Below are 20,513 nucleotides of genomic sequence, written 5' to 3' on the forward strand. Positions count from 1 at the left end.
TCACGGCGAAGGTAGTGGTCCCGGGTTCTCGGGCGTCATGCCCGACCGTAGGCGCGCGAGCACCTCGTCGGCGGCTCGGACTATATCGTTGTGGGTCGGCATCGACTCCATGGAGTCGTGCCAGCCCGGGTACGCGCGGCCGAGTGCCCACGTAATACTCTCCACCATCCTGTGCTTCCCGCTCGTGTCGGCATCCTGTGCGATCAGTAGGTCGACGAGGCGAATCGTGTCGATCAGGACTCGTCCGGTGTCGAGAAGGGCAAGCCAGGGTGTCAGATATTCCAGGGCGACCTCGTCGGGGCGGTCTCCCGGGCTTCGTTGGTAATGAACGGCCAGTTCGTGATCCGCCGGCGTCGGATGCGCCAGCCCGACGTCCAGTACCTCGTACTGCCCCGCGTCGGTCTCCATGACGTTCCCCGTAGTGATATCGGCGTGGTGCGACCGTAGCGGTTGGTGTCGAATCCTATCGGTGTACCGAGCCAGGCCGGCGGTCAGCGAACCGCGGATGCCGACCGCCTCGAACATGGTCCGATAAGGCTCGTGCGGGGCGTAGTGCCGATATACGTCTTCGAGGTGTTGCGCCTGCATGGAGAAGTAATCGACCGATGTTGTCGGATAATCCGCGGGGATTCGCATGTGTCCCCTGCGCCGTGGGCTCGAGTCACGTTGCAGACGTACGCGCTCCATCTGACTCTGTGCTGCCCTCAACACCGGAATCGCGCGGGGTTCGAAAATTGATTCCACGTGCCTTCCTCGGATCCGTGGTCGGATGTCCCACAAGACATTTCCATCGGCGTCCCGTTCCACATACAGCACCCGCGGGAGGAGTAGCTTCTCGTCGTCCGGAGTTGCCTCAGCGACGGCCTGCAGGGTCTCGGACTCGTCCGGCCACAGTACGAAGTCCAATGTATTGACCGACTTCCTGGGCTCCAGAACCGCGAATTCGTTGTTCTCCGCCAGATAGACCTTCTTCTGAGTTCCGGAGATGACCTCGCCGTGCCGCGTGTTGTGCGCGTAGATCGCGTGCGCTTCTTCTCGCGTCATAGCCGTGCCGACGGGCCCTCCGAGGTGTGGGTAGTCCTCCGGTGGGCGCAGGCTACGAAGCACGGGATTGGCGAGCATCGACGCTTCCGGGGTCACGATGAATGTCGGTTCGGACGTATCCGACTCGCCCTCGGGCTCGCCGCCGAATGCCGCCCGGCCGACCGCCCGGAGCCGCTCCCGAACGGATTCCCCACCGAGCGCTCCCGCGATACCGGCCTCGAAGGCGGCGGCGCCGCTCCCGCCCAGCCGTTCCAGCAGCACGTACTCGCCGCTGAGGTCGGTGCCGAACATGGGCGGGTCGTCGGTGCTGATGGTGCACTGGACACCGGCGGCGAGCAGACGCGACAGCGGATGCCGCTCGGCGTCGGCCACCACACGGGTGCGCAGGTTCGAGGTGAGGGCCACGTCGAGGACGATGCCGCGTTCGACGAGTTCCGCCATCAGGTCCGGATCGTCCGCGGCCGCGATGCCGTGCCGAATCCGCTTCGGGTTCCAGCGCAACACTTCTCGCACGGCGTCGATGCCCCCGGACTCCCCGGCATGCGGCGCGATACCCAGGCCGCCGTCGGTGGCGATGGCGACGGCGCGGTCGAACATCGATACGTCACCGCGGGCGAGTTCGTCCCCGCCGACGTCCAGGCCGACCACGCCGCGATCGCGGTACCGCGCGGCCCAGCGCGCGAGCTGCTCGGCGTACTCCGGGTCGCCACCCCAGATCAAGCTGGGCGTCAATCGGACTGTGACGCCGTATCTCTCGGCCGCTTCGGCGATGCCGTCGGTCGCTCCCGCGAAGATCTCCTGCCAGGTCTTGCCGTGCCATTGCACCCGCGCGATCGGGGACAGGCTGGCCTCCACGTACACCGCGCGATGGTTCGCGGCCTCCGCGGCGTAATCGAGGACCATCCGGCGGTAGTCGTCCGCCGTTTGAATCGCGTTGTTCGTCATGCGCCACACCGAGAGGAACTGGCTGAAATCGGTGTACTCGTACAGTTCCTCCAGCGCTTCGACGTTGTCGGCGGGCAGCCCGATCCCGTTGCGCCGCGCCATGTTCAGCAGCGCCTGCGGCCGGACCGTGCCCTCGAGATGGACGTGCAACTCGATCTTCGGGTAGGGAACCTGGTCGGCGACGTCCGCGGTGGGCGGGCCGGTGATGTCGCCGTCGCGCGGGCGAGGTTGTGGTTGTGCACTGTCCGGAGTGAGTGAGCTGGTGGGGGTGAGTTCTCCGGTGTTCTCGTCGGCGGTGAAGTAGGCGACCGAGGTCTCGGTGATGTGGGCGCCGGAGAACGATCGGAGCCATTCTTCTTCGGTTTGGGCGCGGGGAATGAGGTCCCGCTCGGTGTCGGTGAGCGTGGGATCGGTCTCGCCGTGGTCGATATTCGTGTCGAAGAAAAGCAGGGTGCCGGCGACGTTGGTGACGACGAAGGAGTGCATGGTGTCGTTCTCGGCGTCGTCGATGAGGATTACGGCGGTGTCGATGCCGTCGATGCCGTGACGGACCTTGTGCAGGATTTCGGCGACGGTCTCGGTGCCCGTGGTGAGGTAGGCCTTGGTGGCTTGTTCGAGGTCTCGGTATTTCTTGGGTCCGGCGGCGATATCCCGTTCGCCGGTTCCGCCGAGGGCGGACAGAACACGGACGGTCTGTTGTACGCAGCTGTCGATGCGCCGCCGGGTCGCGATCGCCGATTCCGGGTACCGTTCGGCCGGCGCGTCCTCCGCGGGAGCCGGGGTGATGCCGACGGACTCCAGGTACGGGCCGAGGTCGGCTTCGTGGACGGGGCAGCCCAGCAGGGACTCGAACGCTTCGGAAAGACCGAATTCCGAGAGCAGATAGCCGAATTCGTACAACAGCTCGCCATCTTCGGCCGTGATTTCCTGGCGATCGAGCCTGTTCACGGCGGCTTGGGCCGCGACTTCCATCACCTGATAGCAGGACAGCACACCCGCGTAATCCCAGCCCGGCCAATTCGTATGCCCCATCTGCTGGATCGGGAAGGCGGCGAGCAGACCGGGGAGGTCGAGCCCGACCTGGGCCAGTACCGATTCCTCGAACTCCGCGATTACGGCACGGGGGTCCGTCCCGGTGGGCACCTGGCCGGTGGTCAGCTGGTGCCACTTCAGATCGAGATAGCTGAAGGTCAGGTTGTTGGCGGCAGACGCGCCCTGCGGAGCTGTGGCGAGCCGCGCGATCTGATCGCGGAGTTCGGCCGGCATCGGCAGGCCTGTGTCGTGATGCTTGGCGTAATTGCCCAGTACCGCCGGATGCGCTGCGAATGCCTTGTCGACCAGTACCGCCACGAACTCGACCCAGTTGCGAGGGATCTGGGCACCGGTTCGTTCCAGCACGCCGGCCAGGGTGAAATTGACCGCGTGCCCGCCGAATTCGTGAAAGAGGGCGCCGACCTCCTCCCAGGTGAGGAGTACCGGATCGCCGTCGGTCGGCTCGACGTCCATCGAGACGACATTGACCGGCAACTGGCCCGCCCCGTCGAATTTGTCGACCAGCTGCTGGGTGCGCCCGCCGCCCAACTTCCCGGGTCGCGTGTGCGGGTCGAACAGGACACGACCGATCGTCCGTCCGGTTCGATCGGCGAGGTCGAACGTGCGGACGTCGGGGTGGTAGGCGGACAGGTCCTCGCGTTCGGTGATCGTGATACCGAACAATTTCTCGATCAACCAGAACACGCCGTCGGTCAGCACCGTGTTCAGCTCCAGGAACTGCCGTGCCGGTTCGAGGTCGATGCCGAGATCCCGCTTGCGCAGCTGCTCCAGCGCGAACGGCACGTCGTGCGCCTCGAGTTCCGGCAGGCCGAGCAACTCCGCTCCCCTGCGCAGCTGTGATTCGAATTCCCGGACCACCGCGGGAGCCAGCCTCCTCAGCAACTCCTCCGTCTGTTCCGGAGTTATCGGCTCACCGCGTCCGGCCAACGCCGCGTAATGGGGTTCGCCGAGAAGTGCGGCGATCTCGGCCCGTGACCGCACGATATCGAGCGCGAGGCGCGAGTTGTCGCGTTGTCCGGCACGGGCCAGTTCGGCGGTCGCTCCCAGCAACCGCTCCCGGAGTGCGCGTGACTTGATCGACTTGGCGAGCGGTTGCCAATTGCCGCTCATCTGGTTGTAGAACTTGATGAAGTGGTCCTCCGGGCGTCCTCGTTCGACGGCCGCCGCCTTCGCGGCCCTACGGGCATCGTCCGGCAGCCCCTCCAACTCGTCCTCGTCGGTGACCCATACGCCCGCGGTTTCCTCTCGGGCCTTGTTCTGATTCTCCTGGTACTTCTGGCGACAGGCCGCCAGCCGCGCCCTGACCGCGGCGAGTGCCTCGCGGTCGGCGGGGGACAGGTGCATACCGGCCGTCCGGAAGTCCTCGCGCTTGCGCGCCAGCAGGGCGGCGGACGCCGGATCCAACTCCGTCCCGGAAGTGTCGGCCTGCAACTTCGCGATCCGGTCGTAAAGCCCCCGGTTCGTATGAACCGCGGTCCGGTGAGCCTCGAACATCTTCCGGACCTCCGTCGCGGCCTCCTCGATGCCCGGATAGAGAGCGGATGCGTTGTCGGTCAATATGTTCAGGAGGTTCGAGAGCACGCCGATCCGCGCCCCGGACGCGGAAAGGGGCCGCAGGGTGTTCTCGACCGTCGCGGGTGCTGTGTTCGCGAGGATCGCCTCGATCTCGGAATTGTGCTCGGCGATGGCCTTTTCGGCCGCCGGGACGAAGTCCTCGGCCCGCAACTCATCCCACGGTAGCGACTTGAACTCATCGAGATCCCTACCCAGCAGCGGAGACTCGGATCGTCTCACTGTCGGATCACCGGCACCATCGGTGGGGGCGGAGGCCGCTGCGGCTGACGGGGCAGCGCGCTCCACCTCGGTACTTCCCGACTCCGGGAGTCGTTGGGCGAGTTCGTATTCCAGCGTCCGTAGTTCCTCGGACCAGAGTTCGACCGCGATCGGGTCGTCGCCCAATTGTTCGATGCGCTGGGCTATGTCGGTAATTTCGGCGCGTATCCGGCCGGGGGCAATTTCCTCATCTCCGATGAGTAGCCTGCCGCTCATCCGGCCGTGCCGGTATATGACAGGCTCGCCGTACTTCTCGTGCAGGAAGTATTTTTGCAGGGTGTAGTGGCTGTAGCCGTAACCGATGTATATGTCGGCGCCACGTGCGAACGATTGATCGATCGCGTCCATGATGGCGATTTCGCGGCAGTTCACCTCGTAGCGGGTGATGTCGCGTATCGGATTATCGCTGTCGGTGCGGTTGGGGTTGAATATGTCGACGGCCTTCGCGCCGGGATCGAACGGTTCGCCCATGACGTCGCGATACCATTCGAGCAGATTTTCCAAGGTATGTTCCTGCGGGCCTGTCGGGTGTGGCCACGCTCCGGTCCTGCGCAGACTCGCGTCCCTTGCGGCTGCGATCGTTCGCATCGCGGCGTAGAACTCCTCGTTGTCATCGCGGAGCCGGGCGAGAACCTCGTCTGGCGACGTCTCCTCGTCTGCCTCCAGGAGGGCATGTTGGAAATGTCGTACTTCACTGAGGAATGCCCGTAGGTGGTGGAGAATTTCCCCCTCCGGATTCAGGGTGGTCGGGAACGCCGTCAGCCAGTCGATGTCCGCCAGCGCACACGGCACGCCGTGCTGGAAGGCGAGCCATTTCGTCGCCCGGTTGTCACCCTTTCGGACAGCTTCGTCGAAGCTCCAGTGCCTGACCTTGTCGTCGGAAACGACGACCGTTTCGGCGTAGACTATGCCGTCGCGTCCGGCCAAGCCGCGGACGAACTCTTCGAACGCGCTGCGTATCAGCGGATACTGCCCGTTGTTCGGATGCTTGCTGTGTTCTCGGGCGTCGTACCAGATATGACCTCCGCCCGGCGCGTCGTATCGGGCGATTCTCGTTCCGTGCCCGAAGATTTCGATCATCTTGTCTTCTTTGGCCATGCACATGGGCCGCAGTTCGTTGAACGTCCGCGCGTCAGGAGTCGGCCCGCCCAGGGCACCGCCGACTTGCTCCGCTACGACGAAATCGCTGCTTTCGGGCTCGTCGTCGGCGAGATCGATCGCGACGGGGTCGATGCGATTGCCGGATGACCCGGATGCGATTGTGTTTCGGTCCCGGTCGGGCTTATGGAGTTCGAACCACACGGCTTGGTGCCAGCCGTCCTCGTGGCGTTTGAAGAGTTCGACGCCGGAACGCAGCGGCGTCGAGTTCCCCGCTGCCGTGGTGGGGCCGGGGAGAATTGCGAGACCGGAGCGGGTCGGAATGCCGCCTCGCGCGTTCCTCGGCATCGAGGCGGCGTGTGTATCGAGCAGTGTGACTCGCACCAGGTCGTCGGTCGTCTCCGCCACGAGGTGGACTGTGCCGCGGCGGTGTTCCGTGGCATCGATCACCATGGCCGTGAGTTCGGCACACGCGAGGTTCACCTTGTCGGTGGGCCAGCCGCTGAGCTGATCCGCCAGCCAGGACGCGGCTTCGGCGGGGGCGTGCGGACTGTACGGTCCCTCCGGCTCGGCGCGCACGACTCGCTCGGACCGTCGCGGGGCACCGGGGGTCGGGGCGGCCGGGGCGGAAAGGTCTGCGGTGGGGGGTGTTTCGCTGCCCGCTGCCCAGGACACACCCGATGCGGCGAACCAGGAGGTCAGTGTGTCGTGCACGACCGCCCACGCCGGCGCGGTGCGCGCTCGGTCCGGTCCGAGTCGGAGGCGGGTGTAGTGCGAGGTGCCGGAGCCGCCGTCGGTCCGCACGGTGAACGTGCCCTCGGCAGGTTCGCCGTGAGTCGCAGTGACCCGTACGGTGATCGACTCCCCGTCGGCGGCGGACTCCCAGGCGACAAGGTCGATCCAGAACACGATGCGGTGGCCGGCTCCGTCGACGGCGACGGAGTAGCCGGAGAGCAGTTTGTAGACGTCGCCCTTATGGTTCAACACCTGCGCGACAGGCATTTCGGCCGCCGTGTCCAGCCACAGCAGGCCCTGATGCTCGGCACCGAACCCGGTGTCGAATTCGCACACACCGAGATCGGCGCCGCTGTGCTCGAGCGCATCGAGGATCTGCGCGGGATTCATCGGATCCCCGTTCCATTCCTCGAAGCCTTGGCTGAACGCGTCGAGAGCTCGCAACCGGCCGCTGATCCGCCAGGTACCGAAGCCGCTGATCTCGTCCGGCGAGATACCCGCCTCCAGGAGCGCCGCGAGGAGGAACTCGTGTGTCGCGTCGACGGTGACGAGCCTGCCGTCGGTCAGCAGGAAGAACGGGTCGCCGTTGATGCCCACGGTGTGATGAGGCCGCCGGCCGGTTCCGAGGAACCGGCCGCGGGAATCCACCTCCGGCCACACGAGTTCGATGTCGAGGCCATCCACATCCTCGAGGTTCTCGAGCAGCGCCGCCGGCAGGGGCATCGCCTCGTATGTGGGGCGGGCCTCTGCGGTCGCGGTCGATCGTGCCCTCGGCGCGAGCATTCTCTTCTCGTGGGGTGCGCGGCCTTCGAAATTCTCCTCCAGTTCGATATCCCTGCCCTCGAAGTGATGCAGCAGGGCGGCATAGATCAGATTCTGAACGTGTCCGAACAGGGGGTGGTCGATCTGCGGTTCCTTGTGGCTCACCCACACCCGGACCCGTCCGTCATCCGGATCCCGGTACCGGATGCCGCAGCGGACTGTGAGGTCCTCGACTTCGATCGCGACGACGTCCGGACTCCCGGCTTTGTCGAACAGGTGGTCGTGTGACACTCCCCGAGCCTCGACCGCGTGCAGCACCAGGGAATCCGGGCCGCTGTCGGGATCGACATCCGTTACCGCTCCGGCCGTGCTGTTTCTGGCCGGACCGGTGATCGAATGAATCGTCTCGACGATCATGCGGCCGGACACGGGATAGTGATCCTCGGCGTCGTCGTCCTCGAGGCTGATCGCGACGGGGTCGATGCGATTGCCGCGGGTCTTTCCGGTATCGGTGGCGGGCGTGAGGATCTCGTCGGTGCCTTCTGCCCAGGTGAAGCCGGATGCGGCCAGCCACTCCGTCAGCACGCCGTGCGAGGTGCGGAGAGCCGGATGGGTCCGGCTGGGCTGCGGGCCGGGATCGAAGGCACGGTATCGAGCCATTGCCGTTGTACTGGCCGGGTCCACCTCGATCGTGGCTCGTGCGGGGACGCCCAGTACCGGATGGATGATCACATCGATCGACAGACCGCCGCCCGAGGGGAACCGGACCTGTTCGACCTCGAACCAGAAGTCGCCATCACCGCCGCGGAGATGTTCGGACACCTTTTTGGTGAGGGCGTAGCGGCTTCTGAGGCTTCCCGGTTCCGGAATCAATTCCGCGGCGGAATGTTCGCCGTCGTTTTCCGGAGGGCTCCGCCATGCCTTCCCGACATTTTGGTGTGCCAAATCGAAGTCGATCGTCGAGAGATCGAAGTTCAGGCCGAGTCGATGTCGCAGTTGTATCCAGAATTTCGACGTCCTCGTGGCGTGATCGTTGAACAGTCCGCCGAACGGTTTGACATGTTCCGGTACACCATCGACCAGGCGCCAGTATCCGAATCCGGCAAATATACTCGGTCCCGGATATCTTTCGCTCGCGCGCCGTTCGTCGGCATCGGCGTGCTTGGCCATATATGCCTTGACCAAGTGAGGATGCTCGCCGTCACGGCTGGTAATGAATGTGCCGTCACGGAGCATCAAGAATACGTCACCGTGTTTGCCCTTCGTGCTGTACGGCTTCCGGCCGGGTCCGAGGAAGCGACCACGGTGGTCCTGTTCGAGGATGACGACGGGGACGTCCCGACTCTCACTCAGCTCGGGACGGTAATTCATCTCCGCACCGTCGTACAGCGCCGTCCCGGCGGTATCGGACTCCTGTGCGTCGCGAGCGGGTCCGTTGACGGTGGGCATGCCGGGGATCGGTTGTGCGACACCGGGTGCGCCGCGGCGGAATCCGGTGTAGCGGCCGTCCGTCCGGAGGAAGTGGGCGTCGAGCCGGTTGGTCAGGGCGTGAATCCCCTTGGTGACGTCGCGGCCGGACTGGCCGTCGAGGTACCGGATGACGCCGTGGTGGTTGACCACGTTGACGGTGTGCCCCGGCCGGCTTCCGCTGTCCGTCCGGGTATACGCGATGATGCCGCGAGCGCCGTGACCCGCGTCGAGCAGCTCCTGTTCGACAGCCGTCCAGTCGTCCACGTGGTGGAAGGCCCCGTCGTAGTGGGCCTCGAGGAACGGGACGTGGAACTGTCCGCTGTCGTCGGTCCCACCCGTTCGCCCGGTGGGGGAGGGCATGGCGACCATGGTGGTCCGCCCGCCGAGGCGGAGGTCGGTGGCGATGCTGCATTCGGCGCAATTGTCTTTGTTACCGAGGGGATTGACGTCGCTGATCAGGTCGATCAGGGGGTCCTCCGCCACGACGGCTTCCGTGGCCTGCTCGGTGCTCGTCCCCAGGATGCGGTCGCGAAGGTGGTTCACCAGGTTGCGGGCCAGCTCGCGCCCTTCGACGCCGACCATGCTCAGCAGATACCGGTCGATCGTCTTGAGCATGTACTCGTCGACCGACCGGCTGCCGATCAGTGAATAGAGCCGGGCGGCAAGGTATCTGGTGCGCAGGTACTCCGGTGACTCGCGGTCGAGGCCGCGGCAGCCGGGGAAGTGCAGGGCCGACCAGAGATCGTTCTTGAGGTGACGATTCCAGAATTCGTACTCGTCCGGTGCGAGCAGTGCCCGCATCCGATCGCGATCGCCGTCGAGCATCGGGCGGCCCGACAGATACGACATGATTCCGGCGGCGATCGACAGCAGTTGCGGCAGCTCGTCCAGCGAAGTGCTGCGCAGCAGCTGCTGGACCGGGCTGGACCGGTCGGCGGCGTCGCCGCCGGTGGGTTCTTCCGGCGTGTCTTCGGGCATCGTCCGGAATTTCCAGACGGTGATCGTATCGTCGCCCTGGACCCGCTTCTCCTGCTTGAACAAGAGGGGCCCCGGGTCGGAAAGGCCCAGCAGCTGTTCGGCTTTCAGTCCGGCCGCGACGGCGAGCCCGAGTGTCAGGTAGAGGGGCGAGCGGCGCAGGAAGCGCTTCAGCTCGAAGAAGTCCTTCTCGGTGAGTTCGATATCCCGCAGCTTGGTGAGGTTTCCGTCGAACAGCGCGCGGAACCAGCCCTGCCGGTTGCCGATCCAGTCCGCCCCGCGCGGCTCGCCGGGCTTCGGTATCGGCAAGTTCTCGATGTAGTCGAAGGGGTGGCCACCGTCGGTGCCCTGGACGTCGCCCAATTCGATGATGAGATATTCGATCTCGGCGATCTCCTCGGGGGAGAATCCGGCGGCCAGGGCGCGGGCCCGGACGGCGCGCTGCCGCTCCGGATCCGCGGGCCGCCAACGGGTCCCGCGTCGTGCGTCCGCGGGCCGGTGCACGGCACGGGCCGCCTCGTCACCGCGGCCCGCGGTGACGAGGCCGATATTGTCCAGGGACTCCGTCGGTTCCAGGGTCTCGTTGTCGGCGAAAGAGTTGTAACCCTGATGAACCTGTATGCCATTGCGGAACCTCTTGGTAGCCGGGGGTTCCGCGGTGAGTCGGATCGCACCCCAGGACTCGTTGGCGGGGTCGGCGCCCAGTCCGCTGTTGAGATACCGGCCGTGGCGGTCCGGGTTGTCGGCACCGAGCTTGGCGACGGGATCGCCGCTCGCGGTCAGGACGTAGACGTTCTCCGCGCCGATGCCGAAGTCCGAGGCGTGTGTCAGCGGGCCCGCCCCGGGGGAGCCCGTCAGGATCACTCGGTCGATCTCGCCCGCCAGCCGGCGGCCCTGTCCGGCATAGCACACCGTCGTCGAGCCGTAGCTGTGCCCGAGAAGCGTGCGTGACCGGGGCGGCGCGATCCCCCGATGCCGGGCGAGCGCCTCGCGAGTAGCGTTGTAGGACACCGTTTCCCGCGCGACCACGTAACCGCCGACGGCGGCGAACCGGGTCTGCGCGGGTTCCAGCGGCAGGGTCTGCGCCGTGCCCTTCACCAGGTTGCGCGGATGGTGGTACCCGATATCGATGATGGCCGCCACCGTCTCGCCGGGTGCGTACCGTGAGGTCATCTGGTATTGCGGCCCGGCGAACCGGAATCGCTTCAGCAGCGTCCGCATCGAATTGCCGAAGCCGCCGATCTGGCGTGTCACATTCGTGGCCGTATCGGCATCTCCGATGGATACGGTGATCCGGCCGTTGCCCTCGTACTTCAGGGGATCGAAGGCGATGAGCTGCACCGGAGGAGATCCGAAATCCCGTGCCTGGCGCTCGATTTCGGCAAGCTGGTCCCGCGTCACCTCCAGGTTGCGCAGGTGTGCCCGCTCGGCGGCGGTGAGTTTCCGTCCCGATCGGATCTGCTCGAACCGCGCCAGCTGCCGGGTCATCGAGCGGCGGTTCGCGTCGTCGCGCACGGCGTACGGGACGCCGTCGGCATTGCCGATCAGCTCCGGATGTACCACCGCCAGTGCCCGCCGCTCGTCGTCGGTCAGCGAGAACCACCACTCCGCGTTGCGCAGGGCGCGAGTCCGGGCGGCCTCGGTCACCCGATCCGGGTCGACCCGCGTGAACAGCGACTTCAGGGTCGCTCCGGTCCCCAGCCGCCTGGTCAGCTTCTCGACAGCGGAGGCGACGTGCCGCTGCTCGTCCGCCGCGGGCTCGGGAGTACCGGTGTCCGGTTCGTCGTCGTCGGCCAGGTCGATGGCGACGGGGTCGATGCGGGGGCCGGATGCGGCGCTGTGGTTGTCGTGATCTCCGAGATCATGCGTAGGACCGGCGACTTCCAGTAGTTCGATAACCCACTGCCCCTTCTTCCGGGTCCGGCGCAGGACCTGGAAGTGGCAGCCGGGGGGGAACAGCACTTCGGCTTCGCTCGAACTCTCCGAGATCTTCGAGATATCGCGACCGGTCGACGAGTGGATGACGAACTTCACGTTTCCGGTGAAGGCGCCCGGCTCCGTGCTGGCACTGACGACCGTGGGCTCGGTGACGACCGTCGTGCGGCGATACCTCGCCAAGAGCTTGACGAGCGCGCCGGGCGACACGTTGATTTCCCGTTCCACCACGCCGGTGTGGAGCGGAAGTGTGTGCAGCGCGGCGGTGATGGCGTGGATCAGGTGGTGGTACTCGCTGATACGTGCGGGATCGCCGGACCGGAGAGCGGCGTTCATATCCCAGTAGTAGAGATTGCCGGTGTACGTGCGGATCGCGACGTATCCGGGAAGCAACCGCTCGTCGAGACCTGGATGGTTCCTTTTCACCGCCTCCGCGTGGACGTAGTAGTCGTCGCCGATCGCGTCGTACACGTTCCGGAACGCGGCGAGTGGACTCCAGGGCCGGCGAAGCGGCTGAGAACTCAGACGATCGAAGAGATCGGGAAGTTCCGCGGCGAGTGCCGAATGAACCTCCCCCCGGGCCGCCAGCGCCTCCAACTCGTCGCGGGTGAGCCATGCGGCGTGTTCGGTTTCTACGCCGTCGCAGACGACGTCGAACCGTTCCGGCGTATCGGCGAGCAGGGTGGTGTAGGCCCAGTTCTTGGGCCTTCCCCGAGCCGCGCGGCCAACCGACATATCGATGAGCCGCAGGTTCTGAGCCTCGATTTCGCGCACGCCGAGTTCTTCGATGAGTTCGCGGGTGGCGCCCTGGGCGGGAGTTTCCTTGGAATGCAACGCGCCGCCTGGAAGCTGCCATTTTCCTTGGGAATAGCCCACTGCCGACTTCGCGACCAGGTACCTGGCGGTTCCGGTGTCATCGACATGCCTGATCAATACGCCTGCCGCTCCGAATTCTCCCCAGACGCCGGAGGCGACTTCCTTATCACCCGCAACCCCGGGGTCGGCGGCGAGCCGGAACGGATGCTCGAGGTTGTAGGTGGCGTCGATCCAGTCCAGCAAGCGTGGCGGCACCGGTTCCCCGTTGCCGTCGAAGAAGAGGGCCCGGGCAGGCGGGCCCTGGTCGTCCGCGCGGAACGTAGTCACCCCGTCGTCGGCGCCGGGGTCGATCCGTACGACCTTGTTGTCGTAGCGGTGCAGGACGAACGGCCGCGCGTGCTCGCCTCCACTGTCGACGACCACCGAGGCATCGTCCCCGAGCTGCCTCAGTACGGCGTCGATGCGATGCTGGGTGACCGGTTCGGTGAACCTGCCTCCCGACATGGCTTCGAAGTCCGCCACGGTGATCTCGGCCGGGCTCCCGGGACGATCCGCGATCACATCCGCCCGATACAGATCGTTGACGATGCGGGCAGCCGCTGCGCGCCCGTCGTAGGGGACGGATCGGGCGGTGGCGAGCACGCCCCCGCTCTTGCGGGTCTCCCGGAGGATTCCCGTCACCCGGGCGGTCTCCCCGTGGGCGTTTCCGCCGTAGAGCGCCGCGGCGACCTGGGCGTGCAGCAGCTGGGTGGCGGCGCCCGCCAAGCGGCGGACCTGGTCCTCGGCGATCAGGTGCCGCTCGATGTCGCCGGTCAGTTCCCTGCCTCGTGGGCCGGTGCGGACCTGGTAGGCGTCGTCCAACGGATGAGTGGCCGCGATCTCGCGCAGCAATGCGCTGTCGCTCCTCTCGGGGTCCACTTTCAGCAGAAGGGCGGCGAGGTCTCGCTTTTCGCGCAGCCCGGCCAGCGCTGCTTCCGCCAGCCGTCTGGTATGCGCCAAGCCCGTTTCCTCCGTCCCGGCCCCGAAGCCGGTGCCGGACGTGCCCCGTTCTTCGTCGTCGGTCAGGTCGATGGCGACGGGATCGATGCGGGGGGATCCGCCGTCGCGAGTGCCTTGCTCCGGGGGCGTCTCCGACGACGCGGCGAGCTCGCGAAGCTTGCGCCGTGCGCTGCCGAGATAGTTCTCCACGGTTTGCGGGGAAACACTCAGCTGTGCGGCGATCTCCCGCTTCGACAGGCCCTGTTCCGACAGCGTGAGGATCTGGCTCTCGCGTTTGGTCAGGCCCGCACGGGGCGGTGTCTCCGGCTGTTGTGCCGAAGGCTCCGGCCGGCGTCGTGGCGTGGCGGCGGTCCGTCCGGAATCCGGTTGTGCGTCGTCGAGCAGGCCCCAGCCCCTGGCGATCTCGACGATCTCGGCTCGACCCTCGCCGGGGATCTCGCGCGTCAGAGCGGTCACCCGGGAGGTCACCGCATGTACCGAGACGCCCAGTTCGGCGGCGATTTCCCGGGTAGTCAGGTTCTGGGCGAGCAGACGCAGAAGTGCCCGTTGTTCCGGCGTCAGGCGCAGGCCCACCGGCGGCTGACGGGTGGCCGGTTTGCGCACCGGGTTGTCGAGTATGCGCCAGGGCAGGTGGCCGGTGGGCTCCGTCGGAAGCGTTGCGGTGACGCCTCGGCGCTCGACCCATGCGAGAGCCATGTCCCGCACGGTTGCCCACAGCTCCGGCGATTCGGCCCTGGGATCGGTGGGGATCTCCGCGGAATTCCGGGCGGGCCAGAATTGGGTGAGACGCACCTGCCGCCTGAGCGAGAGCGCGGCGAAATCGCGGCGCAGTTCTGCAGTGGAGACCCCGGCCAAGACTTGCGCGACGATGTCGCGGTCGGTGAGTCCCGCGCCACGCATCACGAAATTGCGGAACTGGCGCAGGAATTCGGCGGCCATGCGGTGTTCCGTGATCACGTTGCGGGCGATGACATCGACCTGCTCCGGAGTCGGCCAGGCGCGGCGCCCGGCGCCGGCCGCCCGCTCGCAGGTTTCCGAGACGATCGCCTGTGCCGACGCGTCTCCGATCTCGGCGGCCGCCAGCTCGAATATCTTGTCGCCGAAGTGTTCTCGCACAATGTCGGCGGTGGCGGGCGGCCAGCCGTTTCGGTCGGTGACGGTATGGGTGATGGCATGGCGGCTCGAGCGGACAACCAGGTACCCTTCGTCGCGCAGAGACCGGTACGCGCGCTCGGCGGCGTCCACCTGAGCTGGTTCGAACAGCCCCGTCAGCAATCGCGCCGAGGGAAGTGACCAGCCTTCTCGCAATCCGCCGGTCAGTATCGAATGGCGTAGCGCATGCACCAGCTCGTCGCGCCAGTTCGCGGGAGCTGTCTCCGGGCGGGAGGTAGTTTGCTCGATGATCGACAGAACATCGTCGCTCCCGGCGTCGTGCAACGCGGCAGCGAGTTCCGCCCTGCTATAGACCATCAGTACCGCGTCGTCACGCGAGTGCACACCCAGTATGGAGTAGATCTTCCCGAGATGAAGCCGGACGGTATCCGTCGATATACCCTGGTCGATCGCAATATGCTCATCCGTCCGCCCGATAGCCACCAGGTGGAGGATCCGAGATTGCTGTGCGGTGAGGAGAGCATGCGCCGCGTTGCGGATTTCGGCCCCGGGTGACCAGTCCTCACCATTGATGTCCAGGTAGCCTTCACGGATCCCTACGGCCACCATCCCGGCCCGTTCGCTGACACCGAAGATCAGGCCTGCGGCTGCTTCCAGGTGCCGCCGCACGTTGTCCTTCCCCCTGACCAGATTCCGGGTAGCCGGGTGCAATCGGGCGATCGTGCGGGACGACAAGCCCTTCGCGGCCAGTTTCAGCATTGTGTGTGTGACGGCGGGCAATTCGGATATGGCCGGTTCCGGCATCGCGGGAAGGTCCGAGATATCCAGCAGACCCCGGCGCACCGCCTCCGGTATTGCCGCAACCCGATTCGCGACGCCGAGCTTCCGCACGATCTGCCCGGTGTGTGCGTCCACCGTAGGCAGCGACCAGCCGGTCCGGGCACCGATGGCCGGCCTCGACAATCCCTGGGCCAACAATCGGAGGACCGTCAGCTCGTGATCGGTCAGGTTGTCGCGCGTTCCCGGCACAGCGTTCTCGTGCGCCAGCGACCTGGCCAGTCGGCGCAGCGCGCCTGCCGCCGAGGTCCGCACCGCCTGGGCATCGAGCGGTGCGATTGTCGGGTGCTGCGCGTTCAGGACGGCAGCGGCCTGCGCGGGCGACAGACTGCGCTGGTAGCGCAGCATCAGGGTGTGCCGCTGGATCGGGCTCAGCCGCAGGAAGTGCTCGTCGAATCGCGAAGCGGTTGCCCGAGAGAGCGCTTCGGCGACCGGATCCGACGTGTCGACCTTTTCGAGCCTTCGGTACGCGGACGCGACACCGTGCCGCAGCTGCCGTCCTTCCGCCTCTTGATCGGCCGGAGCCGCTTCGCCCGGCTGCGTCCGGGAACGAGGACGGGTTCCGCTCCACGGCGTGGAGGCCGACCGTGCCACGCCGTCGTCCTCCTCGCCGAGATCGATGGCAACGGGATCGATGCGCACACCGGATTCGGGAATGCTTTCGGTGGGCGAATCCTCCTCACGCCCAGGCGAATCGGGGTGACTGTCCCGGTTCTGCGCCGGGGCCTGCTCAGCACGCTTCCAGGGACTGGACCCCGTCGGCGCGGGCGAGGGGGTCTCGCGCCATGGAGTCGAACCGGGCTGGGGCGCGTCGGCCCGGCCGCGTTCGCTCGCCGGATTCGAGCCGGGTTTCGCCTCCCCGTCGTCGCCGGATCGGCCGAGAAGCTTTCCGGGGTGCTGCGTGTGCTCGTGGTCGGGAAGCTGCTCTTCGGCGGGTGCCAGGATGCCGTCGGTGGTCTCGTAGAAGGCGGCGAAGGCTTGTGCGCCGGGGTCGTAGGTCGGCTCCCACCTGTTCTCGCCGGTCTCGTCGCCGTCGTAGTTGCGGACGTGCGGCGTGTTGTCGGCGGACGTGTCGATCAGGGTGTCGAAGACGAGGATCTGGTCTTCGACCTGGACGATGTAGTGGATGTGATTGCCGACGGTGACTGCGGCTCTGTCGATCCCGTTGTCCGCGTCCCGGATCTTTTCGACGGCGTAGGCGACGGGATCGGTCGTCCCGTTCTCCATCGGCAGGAGTTGTGCGCCGAGGGTTTCTTCGGTGATGCGCCAGTTGTCGGGGGCGTTCCAGCGTTGGTTGGTGTCGTCGGGCTCGGGCGTGGTGCTGAGTCCGAGTGCGCGGTGGACGCGACTCATGTGGATGGCGCAGTTCTGGACTACCGCGGCGGTGGGGATTGCGGGCAGTCGTCGGGCGACGGCACGGATGGCGCGGAGTTCTCGCTTATCGAAATTCTTGATTCCGGTCCCGGCCTCGGCAGCGGCTTGCGCGCGGGTAAGACCGCGTACGAATCGCAGTGTCAGCGCCTGCTGATAGGCGGCGTTGTCGAGTTCGGCGATGGCAAGTACGAGGTCCTTCCGCGAGGCGCTCCGAACCAATTCGCGATCCCCGCCCCGCGTCTCCGGGACCACCGTCGGCAGCTTATTGCCCGCTCGGGCCTCCATCAGCTGAGCAAGCTGGAGGAAAACCACGTGCTGGGACCCGCGCACCACGCCCGTGGTGTGGCCCAATGCCTTCGCGGTGTGTTCGACCGACATTCCGAGCCCGATACGAAGGGTGAGAAGCCGCCGATGCGCCGGGGAGAGTTCCTCGATACCGTGCCTCAGCGCCGGCACATCGTTGGCGAGCGCCTCCCGGATGATCGGTGGCAAACGGTCGACGATGGTGCTTTCGGCCAACGCCTCGATCAATTCGTCGACGGACACCAACTCGACCGCGCGGTCCGGCTCGCCCTGCGCGACATAGTCGTCGATCAACTGCCGGCGCCTACGATTCGCTTCGGTGTCGGCGGTCAGTTCGATCCCCCTGCCGCGCGCCACCTCCAGCATCTCCGCCCAGTGGACGGTGCCGAATTTCGCCGCGATCGAATGCATCACGGCTTGTACCCCGAAGCGCGTGAGCGACAGCATTCGCGCGATCTCGCTGCCGCCGAGGCCTTGCGCGACCAGGGCGAGTACTTCGATCTCGCGGCTGGAAAGGCGGGGACGCGCTGTGGCGGAATCTGATTCGCCGATCCTGCTCGAAGGCGCAGGAGGCTGCGATACCGAGCCGTCCGGCTCGAACGGGGCGGCCGCGACTCGTACCAAGCCGGTCTTCTCCCGGCCCGACAGCGAGTCGACCGTCGCGCCGGAACCCAGGCGGTCCGCGGCTTCCAGAAAATTCCACCGCGTCTTGGGCGCCGCGCTGTCGAGACGCTGCCGCAATTCGGTCATGCTCATCTCGGCCGCGCGCTGATATCGGGGGTCCGTTTCCGCGACTCCGTCGGCAGCCATCGCCGCGAGAATCCCCGCGATAAGCGGACGGAACCACGTTTTCTCCACGATGTCGTGTGCGGCCGTGCGCAATCGGTCGACGGTATCGCCCTCGCGGCTCGTCTCGAAGAGCCGGAAGACCTCGTCGTTGATGCCCAGTGCCCGCTGCACGGTGCGCGCCGTGCGGGCGCTCCGCCAACCACTGGTCGCCGTCGGCGCCCCCAGGAGGAACAGCACATACCGGAATACGTCGAGCCCGTGTCGCGCACGCAGTTCCGCGGATCCGGCAGGCGGTGGCGAGGCGGACTCGGGGCCTTCGGGCGAGAGGTTTGTGCCGCTTGCGACCGGCGCCGTCGTCTCGATGGTGAGCGGTTGCGTGTCCTCGGCAGCGGGAACGTGCCGACCGGCCTGGGCCAGCCGGTCGAGCGCGACGCGTTGCACCTCGGTGGGGGCCTGGCCGCGCGCTCTCGCGTTCAATGCCTCGGTGACGTTCCGGCGCTGGGCGGCATCCATCCCGGACCACACGGACACCAGGTCGGCAACGATGCCGTGCAACCATTCCTCGACATCGGTGTCGGCATCGGAACGCCACAGGCGTTCCTCAGCGATCCGAAAAGCCATGCGGTTGAGCTCCTGCGCCACCAGCACCAGCGGCCGTGCCTGCGGAGTGACGGCCGCCGGCGGAAGACCTAGCTCGGCCAGTACTTGCGCGAGGGCTCGCCGTCCGTATCGCTCGCGTAGCTCGCGGAAGGCATCCCTGTCGTTGCGCCGCGCGCGACGCAGCGCGGTATCGGTGTCGGGTTGGCGAGTAGTGGTGCTGACGTGTGATTCGTCCACGTCGAATCGGGTCGACGGTGTGGCGGCCGGTTCGGGGGTGGCTCGTTGCCAGGGAGACGTTCCGGCCGGCGTCGGTTCGGGCACCTCCTCGCTGAGGTCGATGGCGACGGGGTCGATACGGGGTCCGGATGTGTCACCACGCTCGGTTGCCGACCAGGCGGACAGCCGGGCCAGGACGGCCCTCAGCAGAGCGATATCCGCGTCGGTGACACCCCGGGCGGCGGCCCGGCGTTCCTCCTCGGCCTCACGACGGCCGCGCTGGAAGGCGGTTTCCTCGCTCCGGTCTCGGGCGGCCGGTCGGTGTGCCGTATCCGGCGCGAAAGACGTTGCACGCGAACGTTCGTCGCGTGTGGGTTCGGTGACCGGCATGCCGAGGAGATGTCTGCCGAGCTGCCGGACGGAACTCGCGAGAAACAACGCGGCCGCGGTCTCGTCGCGGAATCCGGCTCGGGACGCCAGGGTTTCGATGGTCAGCTTGCCGGTGAACACGCTGCGGAGAGCCCCGCGCCGTTGCGGTGCGAGGCGGTCCATCGCTGCTTCCAGTCGTTGCTGGGAGGCTTCCGCCACCGCCTGTGCCAGGCGGACGTCGAGTATTCGCTGCTCGGTCGCGAGAATCGCTACCAGACGCTGGGCTGCCGCGACCGCCGTCCGGGCATCCGGATGCCGGCCGAGCGGTTGTGCGGCCCGCAGCGCTGCCAGTACCTTCCGCTCGGCGGAGGTGAGCTGGAGCGTGGCCTTCGTGAGCTGTTCGGGGGTGGCCTCGGCCAGCACCGCGGCGGGACCCGCAGTCACGGTTCCCGCTGTGAGAGCCTTTGCGAGAGCGCCGCGGAAGAGGCCGAATCCGCCGGCGCTGTCGCTCCCGGGCCGGGAGGGCGCGTCGGTGCTCAGCTCGATCCCCCGCGTCCGAGCCACCTCCAACATCTCGGCCCACTGCGAGGTGCCGAGTTTCGCCGCGATCGACTGCATGACGGTGCCGACCTGGCGGCGCGGCAGCGTCAGCATGGTGGCGATCTCGCTGTGCGAGAGCCCCTTCGCGACCAGGGCGAGCACCGATATCTCATCATCGGAAAGACTGGGATGCTCTGTGGTGGAGCGGTTTTCCACCGCGATGGTGGACCGGGAAGGCAGCGGGACCGAGCCGTCCGGTTCGATCGGTGCGTCCGCGGCCCGCGCCAGCGCGTTCTTCGCCGCGCGCGACAGCGAATCGGTGGTCCGGCCCGACCGCAGGTGGTCGGCGGCCTCCAGGAATACCCAGCGCTGGGTAGGCCCGAGCCGGTCGAGGTACCGCCCCAGCTCGGTGATGTCCATGCCGGCCATCCGACGATATCGAGGGTCCGATTCCACGATCCCGTCGGCGCGCAGGATCGCCAGAATTTCCGCGCGCAGTGGATGGAACCACAGTTCCTCCGTGATCGCCCGTGCGGCACTCCACACCCGGGCTATGTCGCCGTCCCGGCGGATCACGGAGAATCCGAAGACCTCGTCGTTGATCTCCATGGCCAGCCGCACCGCGCGGGCGATCCGTTCGCTGCGTCGGCCGCCGGGCGCCGTCGGCACCCCCAGCAGCGACAGTATGTGCCGGAACACGTCGAGCC

General features: G+C 66.8%; 1 protein-coding gene (cut by a window edge). It reads right to left on the minus strand.

The annotated features are described in order from the left end of the window. Window positions 1-20,513: the 3' portion of an adenosine deaminase gene (gene add / locus ON41_RS42000; protein ID WP_157185726.1), read on the minus strand. Its footprint extends 21,580 nt past the window's final position; only the last 20,513 of its 42,093 coding nucleotides appear in the window; the start codon falls outside the window, past its right edge; its stop codon occupies window positions 1-3.

It is taken from the genome of Nocardia transvalensis NBRC 15921 (assembly GCF_000308875.1).
GTDB lineage: Bacteria > Actinomycetota > Actinomycetes > Mycobacteriales > Mycobacteriaceae > Nocardia > Nocardia transvalensis.